15 protein-coding genes are annotated in these 22,367 nt (G+C 68.2%); 8 read left to right on the top strand and 7 right to left on the bottom strand.

Annotated features, from left to right (window positions below):
- The first annotated feature begins 42 nt into the window (after window positions 1–42).
- Window positions 43–1,572 carry a DNA cytosine methyltransferase gene (locus tag Sdagh_RS28345; RefSeq protein ID WP_190077295.1) on the top strand — a complete coding sequence of 510 codons (1,530 nt, stop codon included), beginning with the start codon at window positions 43–45 and terminating at the stop codon, window positions 1,570–1,572.
- Between the two features lie 8 nt (window positions 1,573–1,580).
- Here the strand turns inward: Sdagh_RS28345 and Sdagh_RS28340 are convergent, their stop codons facing one another.
- Genes Sdagh_RS28340 through Sdagh_RS28330 form a run of 3 tightly spaced genes read right to left on the bottom strand, consistent with a single transcriptional unit; the run spans window position 1,581 to window position 5,599 of the window.
- Window positions 1,581–2,456, bottom strand: a complete 876-nt coding sequence (locus tag Sdagh_RS28340; RefSeq protein ID WP_190007505.1) for a DUF6339 family protein — start codon at window positions 2,454–2,456, stop codon at window positions 1,581–1,583.
- On the bottom strand, window positions 2,453–3,448 hold the full coding sequence (locus tag Sdagh_RS28335) for a hypothetical protein (RefSeq protein WP_190007504.1): 996 nt from the start codon (window positions 3,446–3,448) through the stop codon (window positions 2,453–2,455). Before Sdagh_RS28335 ends, Sdagh_RS28340 begins: the two co-directional genes overlap by 4 nt.
- 3 nt (window positions 3,449–3,451) lie before the next feature.
- Window positions 3,452–5,599 (bottom strand): helix-turn-helix transcriptional regulator, encoded by a 2,148-nt coding sequence (locus tag Sdagh_RS28330; protein WP_190077294.1) that lies wholly within the window; start codon window positions 5,597–5,599, stop codon window positions 3,452–3,454.
- A 771-nt stretch (window positions 5,600–6,370) separates the two neighbouring features.
- Between Sdagh_RS28330 and Sdagh_RS28325 the strand changes: the two genes are divergently transcribed.
- From Sdagh_RS28325 to drmB, 4 genes are read left to right on the top strand one after another with little or no spacing between them, the layout of a single operon-like run.
- Entirely contained in the window at window positions 6,371–11,101 is a 4,731-nt protein-coding gene (locus tag Sdagh_RS28325) for a DEAD/DEAH box helicase (protein ID WP_190007500.1), read from the top strand.
- On the top strand, window positions 11,098–13,002 hold the full coding sequence (locus tag Sdagh_RS28320; protein ID WP_190077293.1) for a UvrD-helicase domain-containing protein: 1,905 nt from the start codon (window positions 11,098–11,100) through the stop codon (window positions 13,000–13,002). Before Sdagh_RS28325 ends, Sdagh_RS28320 begins: the two co-directional genes overlap by 4 nt.
- Window positions 12,999–16,244, top strand: a complete 3,246-nt coding sequence (locus Sdagh_RS28315; RefSeq protein ID WP_190077292.1) for a helicase-related protein — start codon at window positions 12,999–13,001, stop codon at window positions 16,242–16,244. The genes Sdagh_RS28320 and Sdagh_RS28315 overlap by 4 nt, the downstream gene beginning before the upstream one ends.
- Window positions 16,241–18,115: an MrfA Zn-binding domain-containing protein gene (drmB, locus tag Sdagh_RS28310; protein ID WP_190077291.1), complete on the top strand. Its 1,875-nt coding sequence runs from the start codon at window positions 16,241–16,243 to the stop codon at window positions 18,113–18,115. The genes Sdagh_RS28315 and drmB overlap by 4 nt, the downstream gene beginning before the upstream one ends.
- Before the next feature lie 15 nt (window positions 18,116–18,130).
- On the opposite strand, the gene Sdagh_RS28305 is transcribed toward drmB, so the two are convergent.
- Window positions 18,131–18,787, bottom strand: coding sequence for an ATP-binding protein (locus tag Sdagh_RS28305; RefSeq protein WP_226535919.1), 657 nt, complete (start codon window positions 18,785–18,787; stop codon window positions 18,131–18,133).
- Window positions 18,788–18,941: 154 nt separating this feature from the next.
- On the opposite strand from Sdagh_RS28305, the gene Sdagh_RS28300 reads away from it, so the two are divergent.
- From Sdagh_RS28300 to Sdagh_RS28290, 3 genes are all read left to right on the top strand, one after another.
- Window positions 18,942–19,790, top strand: coding sequence for a helix-turn-helix domain-containing protein (locus tag Sdagh_RS28300; RefSeq protein WP_190007491.1), 849 nt, complete (start codon window positions 18,942–18,944; stop codon window positions 19,788–19,790).
- Window positions 19,787–20,020, top strand: coding sequence for a DUF397 domain-containing protein (locus Sdagh_RS28295; RefSeq protein WP_226535917.1), 234 nt, complete (start codon window positions 19,787–19,789; stop codon window positions 20,018–20,020). Before Sdagh_RS28300 ends, Sdagh_RS28295 begins: the two co-directional genes overlap by 4 nt.
- 128 nt (window positions 20,021–20,148) lie before the next feature.
- Window positions 20,149–20,316, top strand: a complete 168-nt coding sequence (locus Sdagh_RS28290; protein WP_190007489.1) for a hypothetical protein — start codon at window positions 20,149–20,151, stop codon at window positions 20,314–20,316.
- 62 nt (window positions 20,317–20,378) lie between these two features.
- Here Sdagh_RS28290 and Sdagh_RS28285 read toward each other — a convergent pair whose 3' ends face one another.
- The 3 genes from Sdagh_RS28285 to Sdagh_RS28275 form a co-directional block, all read right to left on the bottom strand.
- The gene (locus Sdagh_RS28285) at window positions 20,379–20,753 is read right to left on the bottom strand and encodes a DUF4259 domain-containing protein (RefSeq protein WP_189420104.1); all 375 of its coding nucleotides are present in this window, start codon (window positions 20,751–20,753) and stop codon (window positions 20,379–20,381) included.
- Window positions 20,754–20,841: 88 nt separating this feature from the next.
- Entirely contained in the window at window positions 20,842–21,351 is a 510-nt protein-coding gene (locus tag Sdagh_RS28280) for a carboxymuconolactone decarboxylase family protein (protein WP_190077290.1), read from the bottom strand.
- A 103-nt stretch (window positions 21,352–21,454) separates the two neighbouring features.
- On the bottom strand, window positions 21,455–22,357 hold the full coding sequence (locus Sdagh_RS28275; RefSeq protein ID WP_189420100.1) for an alpha/beta fold hydrolase: 903 nt from the start codon (window positions 22,355–22,357) through the stop codon (window positions 21,455–21,457).
- Between the last annotated feature and the right edge of the window lie 10 nt (window positions 22,358–22,367).

Raw genomic sequence — 22,367 nt, 5'->3', positions numbered from 1 at the left:
GCCGACCGTGGCACGTCAGATCGCCGGCTACACTTCAGGCACATGAGCCACGTCAAGAACGCAACCCCCTCACCTGCGGATATCCGTATCCTTGATCTTTTTGCGGGGCCCGGGGGGCTGGATGTGGCAGCCGATGTCCTGGGGTACCGGATCACCGGCATCGAGTGGGACGAGGACGCGTGCGCCACCCGCGCCGCTGCGGGAATGGACACCTTCCGCGGCGACGTGAGGGAGTTCGACGCTGCGCACTTCCCCCGCGCCCAAGTATTGACGGGCGGGCCTCCTTGCCAGACTTTCACCGTGGCCGGGCACGGTGCCGGCCGCAGAGCCCTGGATGACGTACTGGGATACATCGAGCGTCTGCGCACTGCAGTGAGCAGTGACGGAGCGGAGTGGGAGGACATCCACCGCACCTGGCGCGAGATCTCCGAAGAACTGGCGGAGAAAGCTGCCCAAGCGGAAGAGGTCAAGGTCGAGAAGGGCAGGGTGGAAGCCCTTCGCGCCGCCGAACGCAGGACGATCAAGAAGAGCCTGCAACAGCAGGGCAGTCCTCCCGAGAAGATCAAGCAGATACTGAAAACGCTCAGAGCCTCAAGGGACCTCCCCCCCGAGGATGCGGGCCTCGCGCCCTTGGTCGAGACGTACAACGCCTTGGGGACCGTACTCAACGGGCTGAAAGCCCGATTGGAGGCGTTGGGGGACGAGCGGACCGGGTTGGTCCTCCAGCCGCTGTGGTGGGTGATCGAGCGGAGCCGACGCCCAGGGCTGGAGCCCTACGAGGCCGTCATCCTGGAGCAGGTGCCCGCCGTGATGCCGGTATGGGAGAAGTACACCGAAGTACTCGCCGTTCTCGGCTACCGGACGAGGACGCAGCTGATGTTCACCGAAGCGTTCGGGGTTCCGCAGACCCGCAAACGCGCGGTACTGATGGCCCGACTCGGCGGCACCGACATTCCCGAGGTGGTCGAGACTCATGAGCGTTACCGACAGCGGACCGTGAGCACCAGGGTCTCGACGACGCCCAGAGATACGCTCCCCTGGGACCCTGAGGAGGAGAATTCCGACCCGAAGGAAGCCTGGGTGTCCATGGAGTCGGCCCTCAAGAAGGCGCGGAGCATCGCGCCTGATCTCCCGGACCGGCCTGCTTTCACCGTCGTCTCCAACTACGGAACCGGCGGTGACCCCGGCGCGCGTGGCCGGCGCGACCACGACGCGCCGGCCGCGACAGTCACCGGGAAGGTTTCCCGGAACCGCCTGGTCCACAAAGGCACGGACACGGACCTCCCCGACAAGTTCGATCGCTTCACCCTCGCCGAGGCCGGAGTACTCCAGACGTTCCCCGTGGCCTATCCCTGGAGAGGCAAGGACCAGTCGCAGCAGATCGGCAACGCGGTACCGCCCCGACTGGCCCTGCATGTCCTGAGGCACGTCCTCGAACCGGAACTGACCCGCGAAGAGGCCCGCGCCAGGCTGGAGCAGGCCGTCGCGGACCTGGAGGCATGGGAGCCCGGCGAGCCGGTGGAGGTACGCGAACACGGACAGTGGGAGGGTCATCCGCTCACCGGCCGATGACCCTCCGGTCATGCTTCGACGGTTCGTCCCCGGACCGGTGCCGTCTCGAAGAGCTTGGCGAGGTAGTCGGTGAGGACAAGCAACGACTCCTCGGGGACGGGCTCCTCGTCAGGTCCCGTGGGCAGGTCGTGCCGCGGCACCGGAGGCGCGGTCTCAGCCTCGGCGATCCAGCGCCGGAGCGCCCCGGGGTCCCGGGGCACGTCCTCGGCCAACGCGTCGTAGACCAGGGTGGCGCCCGCGGTGTTGATCGCCGTCATGAGCCCATTGATTTCCCGGCCCGTACTGGCGACCCCTCGCTCCAGAACGCGCACCAACGCCAACGCCGTGGGCCGGTGGTCGACCAGGTCAAGACGCAGCGCGTTGTGGATGAGGTCCTGGTTGGAGCAGGCCGTCACCACGGGCCGATAGTCCGCGCCGTTACGGAACATCTCCGCCGCCCACCACAGACGGGAGAAACACTGACGGTCGGGAGCACCCTTGAAACGGGCGGTGTTGATGCGGGGAACCTTCCCCTGCGAGGCGGTCGGAGGGTGCCTCCAGGCCACATAGTCCGGTGCCACCGCCAACGCGAAGTGATTCCAGAGCCTCTTGTCCGCGGCCTCCCGTCGTGTGAGGCGCAGTGTCGCGTGCAGCCGGGGCGCCAGCCATCCGTCGGCGTCCGTCCGGCTCCCCTTGAACTGGAACATCGCATCATCCACGAGGTCCCTGAGGGGCTCCACCTCCCATCGGGCGTCGTCCTCCGGCAGAGGCTCGACGACCTTGGCCAGGTCGACGCCGCCGTGTCCCCGCACTCCTTTGAGGAGGTCCTCGGTGAGGAAGGGATCGGCGGCGGCGGCGGAAAGCAGGCCGAGCCTCGCTGGGATGTGATAGGGCTTCTCGATCACGCGCTGTCCTCCCGGTTCATCTGCTGCAACGCGCGCAGTGCGTTGGCGACCGCCTTGCTCGCGCCGGCGCGTCGCACGGCGGCGTAGTGGACTCGGGTCTGCAGCTCCACCCACCCGGCGTCATCCGTGCGCCGACGATGAACCTGATGAAGCGCTTCCTCGACGCGGAATCCGGGCAGCACATCCGGCAACATCTCCCGCAACACCTCTCCCCTCCAGTCGGTGGGGAAGACGGGTGAACCGTCCGGTTCCGCCTCCAGGTCACCCACGGCACTGTGGAACACCGCTGTCCACACGTCCGTGGCCATCTGGGACAACAGCAGTTCTTGGACCCTGTTCTCGATGCCTCCGCTGCTGCCGTCCAAAAGGTCGGAGAAGCCCTCGACATCGGTGTTGATCATCACCAGGGGCAGTCGGCCGGAAGCGTCGATCACCCATGGCGCGTCGGCATAGGAACGCAACCACTCCCGTGCGCTCTTGGAGAAGCTGGCCTGCTTGACGTCGAGACGGAGACCACCGAGCGGCTCCTCAGCGAGCACGTCGACGGTCCAGTCCGTGTCCGTCTCGGTGACCGATCGGCCCGGGACACCGTCGATCGTGGCCACGGCGTACGCCGCGAGAGCGGCCCGTCCGGCGTGGTCGTCGCGGAGCACTTCGATCTGGCCGGACCACTCCTTGCTGTCCGGGGCGTCCTGCCGCAGATCCACGGTCGTCCGGAGATTGGTGTCTCCGTCCGTGAGCACCGCGAGCACGCGCAGGTCGTCCCATGGGGCGTCGGGGTCGGTGGCGCCAGGAGGCAACGTGGCCGACAGCCCGATCCTGGCCGAGACCCAGTCCTCATGCTGTGCGACGCCCAGAGCCACGGTCCGTTGCGGAACGGAGTAGGCCGAGGTGTCCAGATGATCGCGTGTGCCGTCAGGCAGCTTGAGGGACGCCGAGGTCACCCGCAGGACGATGGCGCGGTTGAGTCGCTTGTACGGGTAGAACTTCATGCCTCACTCCCCCGTGCCGGCACGGAGTTCGAGAACGAGTCGCGTGTACTCGCTCCGGACCGGATGACTGGTGACGTCGGTGGAGCCCTGGAAGACAGCTCGGCGGGCACGCGGCGTGAAGCGAAGCGTTCCGTTCTCGATCTCGCACCCTTCCACGGCGCTCAGCTCAGCCCAGTCCAGCCTCGGTCGGCTGCCGGACCGGACGTCCAACAGCACCACCGGGCTCATGACGGGTAGCTCCTCGGCCCTCGGCAGCTTCACCTCAGCGGTGATCTTCCACTCGCCGTCGGCTCCGATCTCGGCCTCCAACCCGTCCAGTTCCGGCAGGGTCGGTCCGGCGGCTCGCTTGGCAGGAGCGGCTTTGCGTTGCACGGTGAGTTTCTTTCGCACCTTGGCGCTCTCCTGGGAACCGGCACTCTTCGGCCGCACCACGAGATCCTTCACCGCGGCATTGACCTCGGTGGTCAACCTGGTGATCCGGTGGTGCGCGCTGTGTGACCACCGGAGGGTCAGTTCCTCGGTCTGTCCCCAGCGGTCGTGCTCCGGGGGTTCGGCGGCGCGCAGGAACTCCTCCGCCTCTTCCGCGAACGGCGCCGAATCCCCGGCGGCGTGACCCACCAGGAGCACGGCCTGGAACTGGTTGACGCCCAGTGGCAGGCCGCTGACGCCCGCCTTCCTGATGGTCATCCGGTTGCCGCGCAACGAGTGCACCTGGTTCGGAGCGCCGTCCTTGTCCTCCGCGTCCGTGACGAGGAGCACGCCTTGGTGTGTCCCGAGCGTCCCTCTCCGCCCGCCGCTCAGCGGCAGACGGAGAGGGACCGTGCGCAGTGCCACTTGACCGGCCTGGGTGAGCCGGTCGACGGTCGTTCCTTCGAAGAACGCCCGAAGCGCCCGAGTACGCGACGGCTGCTTGTCGCCGGGGTCGACCGTCTCCTCCTCGACGACGACCTCTCCGTTGCGGAGTGTCCGGACCGAGGTCTCCAGCAGTGGGAGCTTGCTGCCGCCTCCGGTCATGGCCGCCCAGAAGTCCCGGCCCAACGCCTCGACGAGCCGTTTGTGCATGACCTTGATGTCACGGGTGCCGTCGTCGACGCTGCCGTCGCCGTCCTCGTCCGCTGCGGCGTCGGCCTTCTCGGGGGCCAGGCTCGCCACGTCGTGCGCACCGACGATCAGAAAGGACGTACCCGGCTCGTCGCTGTCCCGGGTGAGGTGAAGCCTGTCGACCGTCTCCTCGTCCGCCCACCAGGAGCGGACCACTTCCGCGTTGGGCTTCTCCGGATCCGGGCGTCCCAACCAAGCGGGGCCCGCGAACTGATCACCGTCGACGACACGCCAGGGCAGTTCCAGCCGCCCGATGACACGACGCTCCGTGCGCCCCTCGTGCGGAACGGAGAGCGTCGAGTTGATCAGCACCATGCCCAGCGCGCTGGTCGCCCACAACGTCGCCTTACCGAGTCCGTACGAACCGCCGGCACCACTGCCCGACTTGAGGCTCTCCAACTGCCGGCGGACGACGGCCGCGAACTTGCCGTCGTCGTAATCGTCCCCCGTGAGGCCGGAGGCGTTGTAGTCGTCGACACGGAGAAGGATCAGGCGCCCCTTCTCGAACATGTCGCGTACACCGGCGTCCACGACCCGACCGACCTTCTGGTCCGCCGCGGACTCCGAGACGGCAAGGTAATGGGGCTGTAGTTCGTCCCAGAGAACGGCGGCGCGGAACGCTTCCAGTTTCTCGCCGGTCAGTTCATGGATCGTGTACCGCACGCGGACCGGACGCCCGTTCTCGACGAGCCGCTCGTCGAGGCTGTTCTGGCACGTCTCCCGCGCGAGCACCTGGACGTCCGCGTCGAAGGCGAAGGCAGCGGCGTTGCCGCCATCGCGTCCACCGTCCCGGTAACCGGGTCGGTGGTACCAGGTGACCGGGAGACCCGCCTGGGTGTCGGTGGTGCGCGTGTGGACGGTTCCCAGATCCGTGCCGAGCGCCTTGGCGATCTCGACCATGACGGTCGGACGCGGAACGGAGCGCCTGGTGATCCATGCTGAGACAGCGGCTCGGGTGAGCCCCAGTTCCTCCGCCAGCTCCGCCTGCGTCTTGCCCGCGATCTTGAGCTGACGGGCCAACCAGGGCCCGAACTCCTCACCGGCCTCCATCGGGCCTCCCGCTCTTCGCTGTTCGTCGTTGTGTTCCTGGCCTCGGACAGGTTAATTTGACACATGAGCAAGCGTCAACTGCAACTTGACTCGGCAACCCACCCTCCGACCACCACCTGTTGTCCGTTTCGCCAGATACCAACCGACTCACCCACTCGCGACCCCGATCGCCGAGCATCCACCTAGTTGCAATAGCGAACGAACAGGTAAGTGGAACCGTCAACTCCATTACTCCGTGGTCGAATTGGGGATGACACGAACGAGTGATTGCCCTAGGGTTGCCGTTGGCGGACTCGACCGCTTCACTCGGAACTGCCGCGTGAAAAGGGGTGCCTTATACCCTTTTCCATTTCCGCACCCCGGACGAGTTCGTGGTACGGGGAACCTCAACAGGAACCGGAGGCATCGACACACTCATGGAAGACCCTCCCGGGGAGACACAATCCTCGTACCATTTCCCCCCGTACTCGGAGCGGGAACTCAACACCCTCTACGGTGCTCTTCACACGGCTGATTCCGACATGGAGAAGAAGCAGATTCTCACTTCGTACGGCCTGACGGTCGATGAAGCTCAGGAGTACTTCCGGGGTTACCCCGGCTATACCGATCCGCCCCACAGCGAGGGCTCCTCCACCTGAGGCGACGCTTCAGACTCTCTCTCACCACCAGGTCAACTCCTCTTGCCGCAGTCTGCGTCTCTCTGCTCCCCCGCTCTCCAGACAGCCGATCCGTACGAGAAGTGAGGAAGAAGTGTCCGCTCCCGATCCACAGGTGATCACGACCGTTCTCGAACAGTCCTCACGCGTCCTGCAGACTTACGAGGTCGACCCGGGTCTCATTCCGGAACATGCCAACGGCGAACGTCGGATCACCCAGGGCGGATACGGGGATCGCCAGCTCTTCGAACTTGTACAGAACGCGGCCGACGAGATCGCCGCAGAGCCCGGCGGTTCTGTTCAGGTCGTTCTCACCAAAACTCATCTGTACTGCGCGAACGAAGGCACCCCGGTCACCCCCGAGGGGGCGGAAACCATTCTTCGGATGAGTATGTCGCGCAAACGGGGCGGGCAGATCGGCCGTTTCGGAGTAGGCGTCAAATCGGTTCTGGTCGTCACGGATGCTCCCCAGTTCTTCAGCCGCTCGGGCTCCTTTGGTTTCGATCGCGAATGGGCCATGGAACAGATCCGGTCGGTCCCCGGCGTGCGGGAGCGTCTGGGTGAGGCGTTCGAGGCGCCGGTGCTCCGCATGGCCCGTCCACTGGACGAGGCGGCCGAGCGTGCCGAGGACCCCGTTCTCGACGAACTGCTGAGGTGGGCCACCACCGTCGTCCGCCTGCCGTTGCTCCGGGAAGCGGCCGGCAGGTTGGCGTTGGACATGCACGGCGGACGGACCACCAGTGGATCGACCCGCGAAGAATTCCCGCTCGGGTTCCAGCTCCTGTCACCGCACGTGGCGAAGGTCGTGCTCGAGGACCGCCGAACCCAACCGCCCGTCCTGCGCGTGTTGACCGCCGAGCAGTCCGGAGACCTGCACACGGTGACCGAGGAGCGGACGGGGCGCACGACCGTGAGCGCTCGGTGGCGGGTCTTCTCCACCACACACGAACCAGGTCCGGCTGCACGCGCCGACGCCGGTGAACTGCACGACCGGTTGAGTCTCGACCTCGCCTGGGCGGTGCCGGCTCTGGAGAAGGACGCGAAGAGCGGCCTCTGGGTGAGCCCCCAGGCGCGAGGGCGAGGACGTTTCTGGTCCTTCTTCCCGACCAAGTACGAGATGTCCCTGAGCGGCATCCTCAACGGTGCCTGGAAGACCAACGAGGACCGGCAGAACCTGCTCGACTCCTCCGCTTTCAACGAGGAGATGATCAGAGTCTCGGCGACGCTCGTGGTCGACTCCCTTCCCCGCCTGGCTCCCGCCGAGGACCCCGCCGCCTACCTGCCGTTGCTGCCGGGCCGTGTGAAGGAGGCGATCAGTTGGGCCGACGCGTGCCTCACCGAGGAGGTCTGGAAGCGGACGGCGGTCCGTCCGTCACTGCCCGATCAGGAGGGAATACTGCGGGTCCCGACCGAGTTGCGTGTCCCTCCACGCCTCGACAAGGAGCGGAGCGTCGGCTGGCTGCGGATGTGGCACGAGTCCCCCGGCCGGCCGTCGAACTGGTTGCATCCGAACGCCGAGGTCGACACCTTGCGCGCCGGCAAGGTCGAGCACATCCTCGGGGCGGCCGAGCACCGGCGGTCCGATGTCCGTACCTGGCTGGAGGCCCTGGTCGAGTCGGGTACCGCCGAGGCTTCGGCGACGGCGATCCGCATTCTCGCCGACATGGTCGAGGCCGGGTCCTCGTACGTCGACGAAGCCCGGAAGGCGAAGATCGTCCTCACCGAGGAGCACGGTCTCGTGGCACCGGTGCCCGGTCAGGTGTACCGGCGCTCGGACGAGGACGGACTGCGCGAGTCCCTGAGGTACGTGGTCGACGAGATCGCCCGCGATCCCGGTCTCGCTTCCGCCCTCAACCTCCTCGGCATCCGCGAGGCGGACGCCGAAGGTCGGTTCGTCAGTGTCCTCGACCGAGGGTTCGCGGGATACACGGACGCCGAGTGGGAGCGCTTCTGGGACCTTTTCCGCCAGGCCGGTGGCCGCCGTCTGACCCATACCGTGCTTCAGCACGTGCCGGATGCCCGTGAGACGCTGCGCGTCCGGACGGCGGACGGCACGTTCCGCCCGGTCCGCGACTGCATGCTGCCGGGTGTCGTCGTCGACCCCCGCCGCGATCCGTGCATCGCCGTGGACACGACCTTCCACTCCGACGACCTCGCGTTCTTCCGGGACATCGGCCTGCGCGAACGGCCGTCCACCTCCACACGTCCCGAGGGCGAGGACTGGTTCGAGGAATACCGGGAAGCCGTCCACGCCGCGTACCTGCGTACTCTTGCTCCCGGCACCCCACGCCCCGGCCTCAACCGGCTGAAGATCGAGGGCTCTCCGATCGGCGGTCCGCTGCACTTCTATCCCGCCCTGTCGGAGGAGTCCCGGGCCGCCTTCCTGAAGGCGCTGCCGGAGGAGGCGGTGGTGGACAACTGGACGAGACAGATCGGAGCCCAGGCCGGTACACGCCGGGCTGTCATGTCGCCGATCCGCTGGATGCTCAGGAAGCACGGGACGGTCTCCACCTCGCAAGGCGTCAAGCCGCTCGTCGAGGCCGTCGGCCCCCAGCTCGCGGCCTACCGGGATGTGTTGGCGGTCGCTGACATCTCGCCGGAGAAGGCGCGCAAGCTGCGCCTCCCCACCACGATCGAGGACGTACCGGCGGAGCGCTGGGAGGCGCTTCTCCTCGAAGTGACTCGCAGCGAGGACGACACCTTCGTCGGCAACACGTACGTGATGCTGACCCGATTCGGAGCGGCGTTCCCCGAGGACTCACTGACCCGCTGCCGTGTCGGCAACACCTGGGACACCCGTCCCGATGAGGAGATCACCGTCGCGGTCGGCACGACCGAATACCGTGCGCTGCGCGCGGAGCAGGTTCCCGCTCTCCTGGTGACGACCCCCGAGGACGCCGACCTGATGGTCGAGAAGTGGGGCATGAAACGCTACGCCGACGCCATCACGAAGGAGACCCGCGAGGTCTCGGACGGTGACCCGGTCCCGCTCACGGAGCTGTTCCCCGCCCTGCGCCAGCGGCTGAACAGCAGCAACCGGAACACCGCCGTACTGCGGTGCACCGAGCTGGAAGAGGTGACCCGGACCCCGAACGGAGTGAAACTCCGGCCGCTCGACGCGGTGCGTCAGGACGGCACGATCAAGGTGCGTGTCCCTCTGGACGCCGAGCCGATGCTGCGATTGATCGACCGAGAACTCGGGCTCGGCCTCGGCGCGGCCGGTTGCCGTGCGGTCCTGGAACACCAGGACCGCATGGCCCGGGACAGCCGGACCAAGGCCGCGCTGGAGGCCGTTCGTGACGCCGATGACGTCGTCTCCAAGATCGAGCTGCTGATCGGTGCGGAGGCCCTGCGAGCCGGGCTGCCCGACGGACTGATGGAAGCCGAATTGCAGGAGACCGGCGGTGAGGAGCCCCCTGGACGCCGGATCGCGCAGATGGCCTTCAATGCGCACGGTGACGGCATCCTCCAGCATCACACTCGCGACATCCAGGCCCGGTTCCCCAACGCGCCTGTTTCGTACGGTGGTTCATCAGCTGCCGTGGCCTTCGTGTCGGACCTGAGGTTGCCGGTGGCCTTCGCCGGCTCCAGGACCCCGGCGCCCCCGGTCTTCGAGACGATCGACGGACCTCGTGACTTCCCGCGGCTGCACGACTACCAGGAGGACCTGGTCCGCAACGTCACCACCCTTCTCGACCGGCTGGCCCCACAGCGCGCCATGCTGTCGCTCCCCACCGGCGCGGGCAAGACACGGGTGACTTCCGAGGCCGTGATCCGCTGGGTGAAGCGCGTCGGTGATCTCGGGGGCCCGCTGCTGTGGATCGCCCAGACCGAGGAACTGTGCGAACAGGCGGTGCAGAGCTGGAAGTTCGTATGGAACAAGGTCGGCGCCGAGCGGCCGCTCACCATCAGCCGGTTGTGGAGCAGTCACGAAGTGGGGAACGTCGTCGAGAATCCTCACCTGGTGGTCGCCACGGACGCCAAGTTGGAGCGGTGTCTCGGTACCGACCAGTACGCCTGGTTGCGCCAGGCCACACTGGTGATCGTGGACGAGGCACACACCGCCATCTCCAAGCGGTACACCGAGATCCTGAGCCACCTGGGGCTCACCCAGTACGAGACCGGTCGGCACCTGCTCGGCCTGACCGCCACCCCGTTCCGAAACACCAACGAGGACGAAACACGTCGCCTGGTCGCCCGTTTCGGCAACCGACGGCTCGATGAGGGTGTATTCCCGTCCGGCGATCCGTATCGGGACCTCCAGGAGTGGGGGATGCTCGCGCAGGTGGAGCACCGCACCCTCACAGGCGGCCGGATCGAACTGACCCGGGACGAGAGGACGCACGCCGAACGCATGGCGATGCTCTCCCGCGCCGCGGAACAGCGCCTCGCCGACGACCACGCGCGCAGCCGCCGCATCGTCGACGAGGTCGCAGGTCTCCCGGAGGACTGGCCGACGCTGCTGTTCGCCACCTCCGTCGATCACGCCAAGTACCTGGCAGCGATGCTCAACGACCGCGGTGTCCCGGCCACCTCCGTGGACTCGACCACCAGTGCCCAGGACCGTCGCCGACGGATCGAGGACTTCCGCACAGGACGTATCCGTGTTCTCACCAACTACGGTGTCCTGACGCAGGGATTCGACGCTCCCGCCACCCGTGTCGTGGTAGTGGCCCGCCCGGTCTACAGCACCAACGTGTACCAGCAGATGATCGGGCGTGGCCTGCGCGGCCCGAAGAACGGAGGCAAGCCCACCTGCCTGATCCTCAACGTCGACGACAACATCGCCAACTTCGACACCCGCCTCGCCTTCACCCAGTTCGAGCATCTCTGGAGCAGAAAGTGACCGACGCCTACCTCGACAGTCCCTCGCTCACCGAGGAGCAGCGGGCCGTGGTCGAGCAGCCCTGGGACGCACGCGTCCTGGTCACCGCGGGGGCCGGGGCGGGCAAGACACACACACTGGTGCGTCGCCTCGACGCGCTGTGCGGGCACGAGGACCCTGAGGAGGCGCTGGAGGCCGCAGAGATCCTGGTGCTCACGTTCTCCCGGGCCGCTGCACGCGAGCTGCGTGACCGAATCTCGCGCGAGGGGGAACGCGCGCGCCGGGTGCGGGCCCGGACCTTCGACGCCTGGGCCTACGAGGTCCTTCGCCAGGCGTATCCGGACGGTGAGTGGGGCGCGGTCGGCTTCGACGAGCGGATCGCCGCCGCCACCCGTGCGATCGAGAAGGGAGCGCTCGAGGTCGGAGATGCGGTCCCGCCCGCGCATGTCGTGATCGACGAGGTGCAGGACCTGTTGGGCCGGCGTCGGGAGTTGGTGGAGACGCTGCTCGATCGGTACCAGGAGACCTGTGGCTTCACCGTCGTCGGGGACGCCGCTCAGTCTGTCTACGGCTTCCAGATCGCCGACCCCAGCGAGCGAGCCGACGAGACCGGCAGGTTCTTCGACTGGTTGCGCTGCTCGTTCCCGGACGACCTGGTGGAACTGTGTCTCACCGAGAATTTCCGGGCCGCGACGAAGGAGGCCCGGGTAGCACTGGCGCACGGGCCCCGCCTGCAGCACCTCGCCGATCCGGACGAGGCGGGAACGCTCTATGACGAACTGCGCGACCTCCTTTTGGAACCGGCGAACGCGATGGGCGACCTGGGCGACGAGTTCACCCTGGCCGGACTGCGGGACGTGGCGGACACATGCGCGATCCTCACCCGTGACAACCAGCAGGCGCTCGTCGTCTCGGACCTTTTGCACGCGCACGGCATCGAGCACCGGCTGCGACGTCCGCTCGAGGAGCGTCCGGTGCCGTACTGGGTGGCCGAACTGCTACGCGGCACCGAGGCGACCGGCCTCACCGAGGAACGGTTCCGCTCCCTTCTCACTCGCATACCTCTGCCGCACGAACCGAACGTGGACGCCCTGTGGACGGTGCTGCGCCGGGTCGCGCGCGGCCCGGGACACGGTGTGATCGATCTGGACCGGTTGCGGCGCACGGTCGCCGACGGCAGGTTCCCCGACGAGGCCGCCGACCCGGAGGACTCCCGGATCGTCGTGTCGACCGTGCACCGGGCCAAGGGCCTGGAGTTCGACCGGGTGATCGTCCTGACCCCGCCCACCGTTGCCGAACTTCACAAGCGATACGAAGACGAACTCGATCTCCCCGCGGAGGCGCGGGCGCTGTACGTGGCGATGACACGGGTCCGCCACGACCTGTACCACGTGCCCTCTCCGGAACTGCCCCTGTTCAGGAGGGCCGGACGCCGGCGCGACGGTCGCCGCTACATCGGGTCGTGGCGGTCCTACGACAGACTCGGGATCGTCGCCGAGGCAGGTGACGTGTGCCAGGACGACCCACCTGGTCCCGAGGGTGAAGCCGGCGCCACTCAGGCGTACCTCCTCGCTCGGGTCCGCCCCGGCCACGAGGTGGTCCTGCGTCGACGCCACGACCTGCCTATGGGCGAGACGCAGAGCCCGCCGTACGCCCTGCTGCACGACGGGCGGGAGATCGGTGAAGCGTCGCAACGATTCCGCGACGACCTTTTCCGAGTACAGAAGGTGAACCGCACCTGGGACCCTCGGTGGCCTGATGAGATCCACGGTCTGCGGATCGACACTCTGGAGACCGTGACGGGCAGCGCCGCCGCCGGCGCCAACGCCGGCCTGGGCGAGCGCGGGGTCTGGATCGCCCCACGGATCACCGGCATCGGGCGCTACCGCAGGGCCGTGAACGATGAGGAGCAGTGCGCATGACGCAGCGAGCAGGCCGACACTCCGAGCACTATCGGGTGCGGGACGAGGAGATCCTCGTGGGCCTCCGTCGTGAACTCTTCGGTCCCGCCGAGGAGGCCGCGCCTGACGACCGGGACGAGGTCCTGACGCAGGACGCGCCGATCGATCGCTACCTGACCGGTGTGCTCTACCCACGCGCCTCGAAGGAACGGCAGGTGGAGAACGCGGCAGAACAGGACGGCCTGGACATGCCGCCGGTTCTCGCCCACGAGGACATCGAGGAGGCCGGCGTCCCTCAGGAGACCGGCGTCTCGGGGGGCAGACGTCCCTCGTCCATGGGACTGACCTTCGCCGTCGACCCGGCCATAAGCGACACGATCGTGGTCTCGGCACGCGCGGCGGTCTACGAACCCACCGACGCCGAGGGCAACCCGGTAGAGGCGCGCCGCGCCGAGGCCCGGACCACCGCGGACCAGCGGGAGCACTGGCAGCGCAGGGAACTGGACCTTCCCGACCTGCCCGTTTCCGTGACCGAGCCCGCGCCGAAGAAGCCGATCGATCTCCTCGCCGGAAAGGTCGCGTTGCACGTCATCGTGCGGCGCCCCGATCCGACCACCGGGACGGTCACGGTCACCGTCACGCTGATCAACACCCAGAAGGTCGGCGAGTGGGACCTGCAGGACGCCTTCTCCCTGTTCCAGTGCGGTCTGACGGTCCGGGCCGCCGACGGCTCCACGGCCTTCGTCGAACGCCCCGCGCCGTCCGCCGCCCACGATCCGGAGATCGCCACCAGCCGGCTGCTGCACCGCCACGCCCCCACCTTCGCGGTCGGACACGGGTGCGCCGCCGTCTGGGACTGGACTCCTTCGCCGATAGGCGTGACCGACACGGAGAAGGCCGCCGTCACCGAGGTCCGCAGCGAGTTCGTGCCCAGCATGGAGGTACTGCTCAGCGATTCCAACCCGGAGATCGACAGTTCGTCGCTGTCGATGCTGGCACTGGCCGAGCGGCCCGACGCCGAGGTCCTGGCCGTGCTGGAAGGACTCGCCGCCGGGTACGAACTCTGGATCGACCGCAAGTCGACCGAATCGGACGCTCTGGCGGGCACCCAGCACGAGCAGCCGGCGCGGGACCAGGTGGAAGCGTGTCGTGAGGCTCTCGGACGGATCCGTGAGGGCATCACACTGCTGCGGACCAAGCCGGATCTGATGAGGGCGTTCCGGCTCGCCAACCGTGCCATGGCCGATCAACGCGCGCGCAGCGCCTGGGTGAAGGGGGGACGTGTCGGAGTCCCCGACCCCGCCGCGGGCCGTTGGCGTCCCTTCCAGATCGCCTTCGTGCTGCTGTGCACGGCCGGTATCGACGACCCCGAGCACGGTGACCGGAGGATCTCCGACCTGCTCTGGTTCCCCACCGGTGGCGGCAAGACCGAGGCGTACCTCGGGCTGATCGCGCTCACGTCCTTCCTTCGTCGTATCCGCAAGGGCTCTGACGGCGGCGGCGTGACGGTTTTGATGCGTTACACACTGCGACTGCTCACCCTCCAGCAGTTCGAGCGCGCGGCGATCCTGCTGTGTGCCATGGAGCATTTGCGACGCGGGACGCCCGAGCTGGGCGCCGAAGAGTTCTCCGTCGGCATGTGGGTCGGGCGCTCGGCCACTCCCAATACCCTGGCCGAAGCGGGCGAGAAGCTCGAAGAACTACGTGCAAACCTGGACAAGCGGCTCGCCACCGAGAACCCGGTGCAGCTGCACGCCTGCCCCTGGTGCGGGACCCGCCTCGATGCCCGGAACTATGAAGCCGACGAGGACACCAAGCGGATGTACGTCCGCTGCCCCGGTCCGGACTGCGACTTCGCAGACGGTCTTCCCGTCCATCTGATCGACGAGGCGGTGTACGCCGCGCGACCGACACTGGTGATCGCCACCGTCGACAAATTCGCCTCGATGCCGTGGCGTCCGGCTACCTCCACCCTCTTCAACCGCGACGACCCGAACGACGGCACTCCGCCTCCGGAGCTGATCGTCCAGGACGAGCTGCACCTGATCTCCGGCCCGTTGGGGACGCTCACCGGTCTCTACGAGACAGCCGTGGACGCACTGGCCGGCCGTCCCAAGGTGATCGCCTCGACCGCGACCATCCGACGCGCCGCCGACCAGGGCCGTCACCTCTTCGCCCGCGAGGTGCGCCAGTTCCCGCCCGCCGGGCTGGACGCGCGCGACTCGTGGTTCGCTGTGGAGACCCCACCGGAGGAGAAGGCGAGCCGTCGCTACGTCGGTCTGTTCGCCCCCGGCACCAGCCAGTCCACCCTGTTGATCCGGACGTACGCCACGTTGCTGCACCGGGCCAAGCAGGCGCAGACCAAGGACGAGGTGCGGGACGCGTACTGGAGTCTGGTCGGTTACTTCAACAGCCTGCGGCTGCTCTCCGCCGCCGAACTCCAGGTGCACGACGATGTGGTGGCCTACCTGGAGCTGCTCGCGGAGCGCGAGGGTGTCGCAGTCCGTTCGGTGGCCAACTACTCGGAACTGACCAGTCGCATCGACGCGAGCGAGATCCCGACCCGGCTCAAGGGCATCGAGAAGCGGCTCCCCGACGAGGACACCGTGGACGTTCTCCTCGCCACCAACATGATCGCGGTGGGTGTGGACGTGGACCGCCTCGGCCTGATGGCCGTGATGGGACAACCACAGACGACCGCCGAGTACATCCAGGCGACCAGCCGGGTCGGTCGCGCGCACCCCGGTCTGGTGGCGGTCATGCTCAATTCGGGAAGGGCCAGGGACCGCTCCCATTACGAGAACTTCCAGCACTTCCACTCGGCCCTCTACCGCGAGGTCGAGTCGACGTCCGTGACACCGTTCTCGGCCCGTGCCCGCGAGCGGGGCCTGCACGCGGTGGTCGTCGCCCTCGCGCGCATCCTGATCCCGGCCGCGCGGAACAACGAGGACGCGGGCAAGGTCGCGTCGTACGAGGACACGCTCCGGGGGACTGTCAAGGACCTGCTGTTGGACCGTGTCCGTGCGGTCACTCCCGAGGAGGCCGACGCCGTGTCCGCCGATTTCGACGAGTTCGTCGAGTGGTGGCTCGACGAGGCCGACATCCACAACGGTCTGCTCTTCGAGCCCGAACGGGGCAACCGCACCCCCTCACTCCTGAAGGCGTACGACGACGAGGCCGAGGCCGCCGAGGCGTGGCCCACGCTGTGGAGCCTGCGTGACGTCGACGCCGAGTCCGCCCTGTTCATGGAGGGAAACCGATGACTCCACCCCCCGCCCGCCGTCGTCGGACCGGAGCGAACGGCACCGCACCCGCCCACAACCTGCCGCGCCGCGGTACGGTCCGCCGCGCCCAGGCCATCACCACGTACGGCGTCGGATCGCTCGTGGCCGTCGACCACGAGTCGTTCATCGTCTCCGGCTTGGACGAGGCCGACCGGAGCTGGAGCGAGGACGAGTCCCCACGGATCTACGAGCGTCGTCTGGCCCGGTTGCTCGGCGTCGACTGGTTCCGACTGCCGCCGGCGTCCGACGACACCAGCAAGGACGGCATGCGGGTCCGTCGCTTCCCTCTGACGCACTCCTGCCCCGAATGCATGGAGCTGCAGTCCCACCGTGACTTCAACCCGCCCGCCGGTCGCAGTGTCTGCGGCACGTGCGAGGTGGACCTCGTACCCTCCCGTTTCGTCGTCGCCTGTGAGGCCGGGCACCTCGGCGAGTTCCCGTACCGGCAATGGGTGCACCGCTCGAGCGATCGCGACTCGCCGACGCTCGGCGCATGCGGGGGGAGGCTCAGGCTGCGCACGTCCGGGCGTACGTCCTCGCTCCGCTCGGTCCTCGTCTCCTGCACCTGTGGTCGGGTGCCGGAGGTTTCGATGGAGGGTTCCTTCCGCAGGAACGCGCTCAGGGAACTGGGTCTGAGGTGTCGAGGACACCGTCCGTGGGTGGGTACCTCCGCTCCACAGCAGGAGTGCGGGCTCCCCTTGCGTACGCTGCAGCGCGGTTCCTCCTCGGTCTGGCAGCCGGTACTGAAATCCGCGCTCTCCATCCCCCCGTGGAGCAATGGGCGCGCCGATCCGCTCGCCGGTCACTGGGAGAAGCTCAGGAAGCGTGAGAACGACCGCGCACGCGTCTCGGATTATCTGGACGCCATCTTCGATGAAGGAAACTGGCCCGTCTCCCTGGACGAGGTCATGGAGCTGCTCGCCGCGGAACAGCAGGAAGACGCCGAAGGCGACAAGGCTCCCACCTTCGACCACCGTTACCGCGCCCTGCGCAACAAGGAGTACGAGCGACTGCGCTCCGGGAACGACAAGAGTGAGCACTCCCGCGACGAGCAGTTCGTCTGCGAAACCCCGCTGAGTGACCAGAGTGTGCTCGGTCCGCTCGGAATCACCGGCCCGATGCTGGTCAAGAAGCTCCGCGAGGTTCGCGCCCTGAAGGCGTTCACCCGGCTCGTCGACGCCGAGGTGACGACCGACGCGAAAGAGATGCCGCTCTCCGAACACACTTTGCGCTGGCTCCCCGCCATGGAGGTCCGTGGCGAGGGAGTCTTCCTCCGGCTGGATGAAGAAAGGCTGGGTGCCTGGGAGAAGGCGCCGGCGGTGGCGGCCCGCGCCGAGCGGATACTCACCGCTCACCAACGGCTTCTGGAGGAACGGGCCGACGATCCCAGTCGCGCCGTGCCCTCCCCGGCCACCCCTCGCATGGTGCTGCTGCACACCTTGGCCCACGTCCTGATCAACGAGTGGAGCCTGGATGCGGGCTACCCGGCCGCTTCCTTGCGCGAGCGGCTGTATGCCGCCGACAACATGGCGGGAGTGCTCGTCTACACGGCGACCAGCGACTCCGCGGGGAGTCTCGGTGGTCTGGTCGCGCAGGGGGAACCGAAGGTTCTGGACCGCGCGGTGCGTTCGGCCGTCCGGCGCGCCGAGTGGTGCTCCTCCGACCCCCTCTGCATGGAGACCGAGGGGTCCGGCGGCACCGCCGGCACGAACCTCGCCGCCTGCCACGCCTGCGTGATGCTCCCCGAGACGAGCTGTGAACACAGCAACATTCTGTTGGACCGCGCGCTGCTGGTGGGGACGCCTGACGACCCCGGCATCGGCTACTTCGCATCCGTTCTCGCCCGCTGAGACACGCATGCGGCGTCACCCGCCGGCGCCGGGCGCCCGGCTCTCGAAGCGCATCAGAGCGCGGTCCAGCACGTCGTCCGCGTCGCGTCCGTGAGCGCGGAGCCAGTGGAGGAGGTCGGTGATGACCGAGATCGCCGTCTCCTCCGCGTGGGCGGCGCCCAGTCGGCCGACGGGGTGCCGGGGTGTCGGGCGGTAGAGGTCGATGACCGCCTCGGCCCTCGCCGACCACGGGGACGGGGGTCGGTCCCGGTCCGTCACCGTGGGGTCGGGCGCCTTGACCAGCTCGCACCACGTCACCTTGCTCCCGGCGAGGAGGTGCACGCCCCAACGGTCGGTGACGGCTGTGACGAGGGCCAGGCCGCGGCCCGATTCCGACTCCGCGTCCGCCGTCATGAGCGTGGGAAGTGCGCGGGGATCCGGGTCGTGGACCTCGATGCGCAGGAACTCGTCGTCCGGCAGCAGGATCAGGGTCGTCGGCGTTCCCGGGCCGACGTGACCGATGACGTTGGCCACCAGTTCGCTCACGCAGAGCTGTGCGTCGTCCGCCAGGTGCGGCAGGCCCCAGCGATCGAGCTGCGCCCGCACCCCGCGTCGTAGGACTCGCACCTCCTTCTCCGTGGCCAGGAAATCCACGATCCACGGCATCCGCACCACGCATGTACTGGGAATCACGTGCGACCTCCGTCGCTAGCCGGTCCGTCCTCGCCAGAATGACGTGAGCCAATCCCGTGATGCAATGTGCACCGGGGGATTCCCACCATCGAGTGACTGGAGATCACCGGGCGGGAGTCGGAGACTGGGACCCTTACCGCACAAGGGAGTTCCGATGGCCGGATCACCGACGGCACGCCGTCGTCGTCTCTCCATCGAGCTGAAGAAGCTCAGGGAGAAGAACGGGTTGACCTGCGCACAGGTCGGAGCCGCGCTCGACTGGAGCGGTTCGAAGGTCAACCGCATGGAGACCGGCAGCGGGCGGGTGCAGCCCTCCGACATCGACGCGTTGTGCCGGTTCTACGGCACGAGCGACGAGTTGCGTGAGTTCCTCAAGTCGCTGGCTCGGCAGGCGAAGACGCGTGGCTGGTGGCAGGTGCACGGGTCGGGGGTGCCGGAATGGTTCTCCATCTACATCGGTCTGGAGCAGGACGCCTCGACCATCCGCCAATACCAGTGTGAAGTGGTGCCGGGACTCATGCAGACCGAGGCGTACGCGCGTGAACTGCACACCTGCGGGTCGTACATGTCCCCCGAGAACATCGACCGTGCCGTACGCGTGCGGCTGGAGCGGCAGGCCATGCTCACGGGCGCCGACGGGCCGGATTCCTGGTTCGTGATGAGCGAGGCCGTGGTGCGCCGGATCATGGGCGACCGACAGGTGATGCGAGAGCAGTTGGAGCACGTACTGGAGGTCGCGGAGCGGCCCGGTGTGACCATGCAGGTGCTCCCCTTCGACGCCGGTACCTGCCCGACCACGGGTCCGTTCACCATGCTCGGCTTTCCCGACCCCGAGGACCCCGACATCGTGTACCGGGACGGCATCACCGATGCGATGTACTTGGAGGGCGAGCCGCATGTGCGGGAGTACACGCGCGCCTTCGACGAGTTGAGGGCAGCGGCTCTGAGTCCCCGACGAACGACCGAGTTCGTCAAGAACGTCGTGAAGGAGTACGCGCGGTGAGGAACGAAGGTGTGGACGGTGCCGTGGCGCCGGCGCGGTGGGTCAGGTCGTCGTACAGCAACGGCGCGGGTGGGGAGTGCGTGGAATGCGCGTACGCCGGTGACCGGGTGCTCCTGCGGGACACCAAGGTCGGTGACGCGTTGGTGACAGGGGTGGGGGCGTCGGCCTGGGGGGTCTTCGTGCGTGCGGTGCGCGGTGACGGGCTGCGCGAAACCTCTCCCTCCCGATGAGGTCCGTGGCTATGGTGGATAGGCCTGCAACATCCTCCTGACCCCATTGATCGACGCGGGGCCCTCGGGGGAGCCGGAGAGTGAGAGCTCTCGGGCCGCTCCCATCGTTGGTGCTCTCGGAGGGGTTCATGGAAGTTGCCGGCTGGGCGGCAGTCGCTGTCGGCTCGATCGCGGGAGGTGTGACCGTCCTCGGTTACCTCGCCGATCAGGTCCCGGGACTGTCGGCCAAGATGATCAAGGCCGTACGGGCGATCCGCGCCGTCAAGGACGAGGTGCGGCGTTCGAAACGGCCCTGATCGGGCCGCGTCGCGCTCCCCCGTCGCGACGCGGCCCTTCGGCGTCCGGGTGGACGCCGGTCTCAGTGGGCCGCTTCCCGGCGGGCGTCCTCCGTCAGGTCGTCGAAGGTGCGGTGGAGGACCGCGCGGCGTTGCTCCTTGTGGGCCGGGGAGGGTTCCAGTTCGTCGATGGCGCGTTCCCAGATGGCCATGAAGGTCCGCTTCCAGGACTCGATCGTCTCCGGGGCCGGGAGGCCCGTGGTGCGGCCTGCCTGGGCGAGGGTGTGGAGGAGTTCCACATTGCAGGGGACGGCGACGCCCCAGTACTCGTCGGGTTCGAGAGCGACGGGGTCGCCGGTCATCGCGTCGGTGATGTCGGTGACGAGCCGGTCGGTGACCAGTGACAGGTGGTCCAGTGCCGTGTCGCTCTCGAAGTTGCCGCTGCCCCAGGTGCCCATGAAGTCCCCTCCGCCGTGTCGGTGGGCCCATCAAAGCAAGGGGGACTGACAGTGGCCGCCCGGTGCGGGACGGGGCGGCCACTGCCGGTCAGCCGAACATGCCCGGTTCGTAGCCGCCCGCCGGCTGGCGGACGATGACGTTGAAGCGGTTGTACATGTTGATCACCGCTATCAGGGTGATCAGGGCCGCCAGTTCGTCCTCGTCGTAGTGCTCGGCCGCCCTGGACCAGGTCGTGTCGGTCACGCCGGGGGACGCGTCGGCGAGGCGGGTGCCCTCCTCGGTGAGGGCGAGGGCCGCGCGCTCGGCTTCCGTGAAGACCGTGGCCTCGCGCCAGGTGGCGACCAGGTTGAGGCGGAGCGGGGTCTCGCCGGCCGCCATGGCTTCCTTGGTGTGCATGTCGAGGCACATGCCGCAGCCGTTGATCTGGCTGGCGCGGATCTTGACCAGCTCGGCGGTGGCGGCGGGGAGGGTGGAGTCGCCCAGAGCCCGGACCGCCGTGGTGAGGTGGCCGAAGAACTTCCGGGTGAGGGGGTTCGCGAAGAGGTTCAGGCGGGCTTCCGGGTGAGGCGTCGTCGTGGTCTCGGTCGTCGTGGTCATGGCTGGCTCCGGTCTGCTGGGTGGCGCGGCGTGCGCCGTCGGTCCGTACGCAGACATGACGGAGGGGCGGACGGGAGTGTGACGGGGGCGGGTGTGGCCCGGGTCACGTCGGGCGGGTGAGGAGATGGGACAGGGCCGCCGTCGTGGTGTCGGGATGGGAGTCCAGGAGCCAGTGGCCCGCGTCGTCGAGCATGGTCAGCTCGGCGGTGGGGATGCGGGCGGCGAGGTCCGTGGCGATCCGGGGGCTGAGGTAGGTGTCCTGGCGGCCCCAGACGATCGCGGTCGGACAGGTGATGCCGGCCGCGCGGTGGCGGAGTTCGGGGCGGGGGGCCGTGCGGTAGTGGGAGAAGAAGTGCAGGAGCCGGTGGCTGCCCTCCGTCGTCCTCATCCAGTCGGTGTAGCTGGCCAGCGTCGCCTCGTCCAGGTGGCCGTCCCGCAGCAGGGGCTTGAAGGCGCTGCGGTGCAGGGCCGTGAAGGGGAGCCGGCGGGCGGCGACGCGCAGGGCGGGGGCGCGGCCGGTCAGGGTGAGGAGGGTGAAGACGGTGTACCAGGGGGTGGTGAAGGAGGCGTGCGCCCGGCTGTTGAGGAGGGCCAGGCGGCGGACCCGGCCGGGGTGGGTCTGGGTGAAGCCGAGCGCGAGGAATCCGCCGTAGTCGTGGCCGAAGAGGTTGACCGAGTCGATGCCGAGGGCGTCCAGGAGGCGGCCGACGCGGGCGACCTCCGTGTCGTAGTCGAAGGACAGGTGGAAGGGGTGGTCGGAGGCGCCCCAGCCGAGGAGGTCGGGGGCGATGACCCGGTGGGTGCGGGCGAGGGCCGGGATCTGGTGACGCCAGCAGAGGTGGTTGGCCGGGTAGCCGTGCAGCAGCAGGATCGGTTCGCCATCGGGCGGTCCCGCCTGCCAGTAGGCCACGCGGGCGCCGTCCACCACGGCCGTGCGGGGCGCGCCCTCACCTGCCCGCCCGTCGCGTTCCTCGTGCGTGCCCAGGTCGGTCTCCTGCGCGTGCATGCGTTCTCCT

This window comes from Streptomyces daghestanicus (assembly GCF_020521275.1).
GTDB classification, from domain to species: domain Bacteria; phylum Actinomycetota; class Actinomycetes; order Streptomycetales; family Streptomycetaceae; genus Streptomyces; species Streptomyces griseoviridis.
Note: the sequence above shows the minus strand (reverse complement) of the source record. Positions and strands in the feature narration are given on the sequence as shown.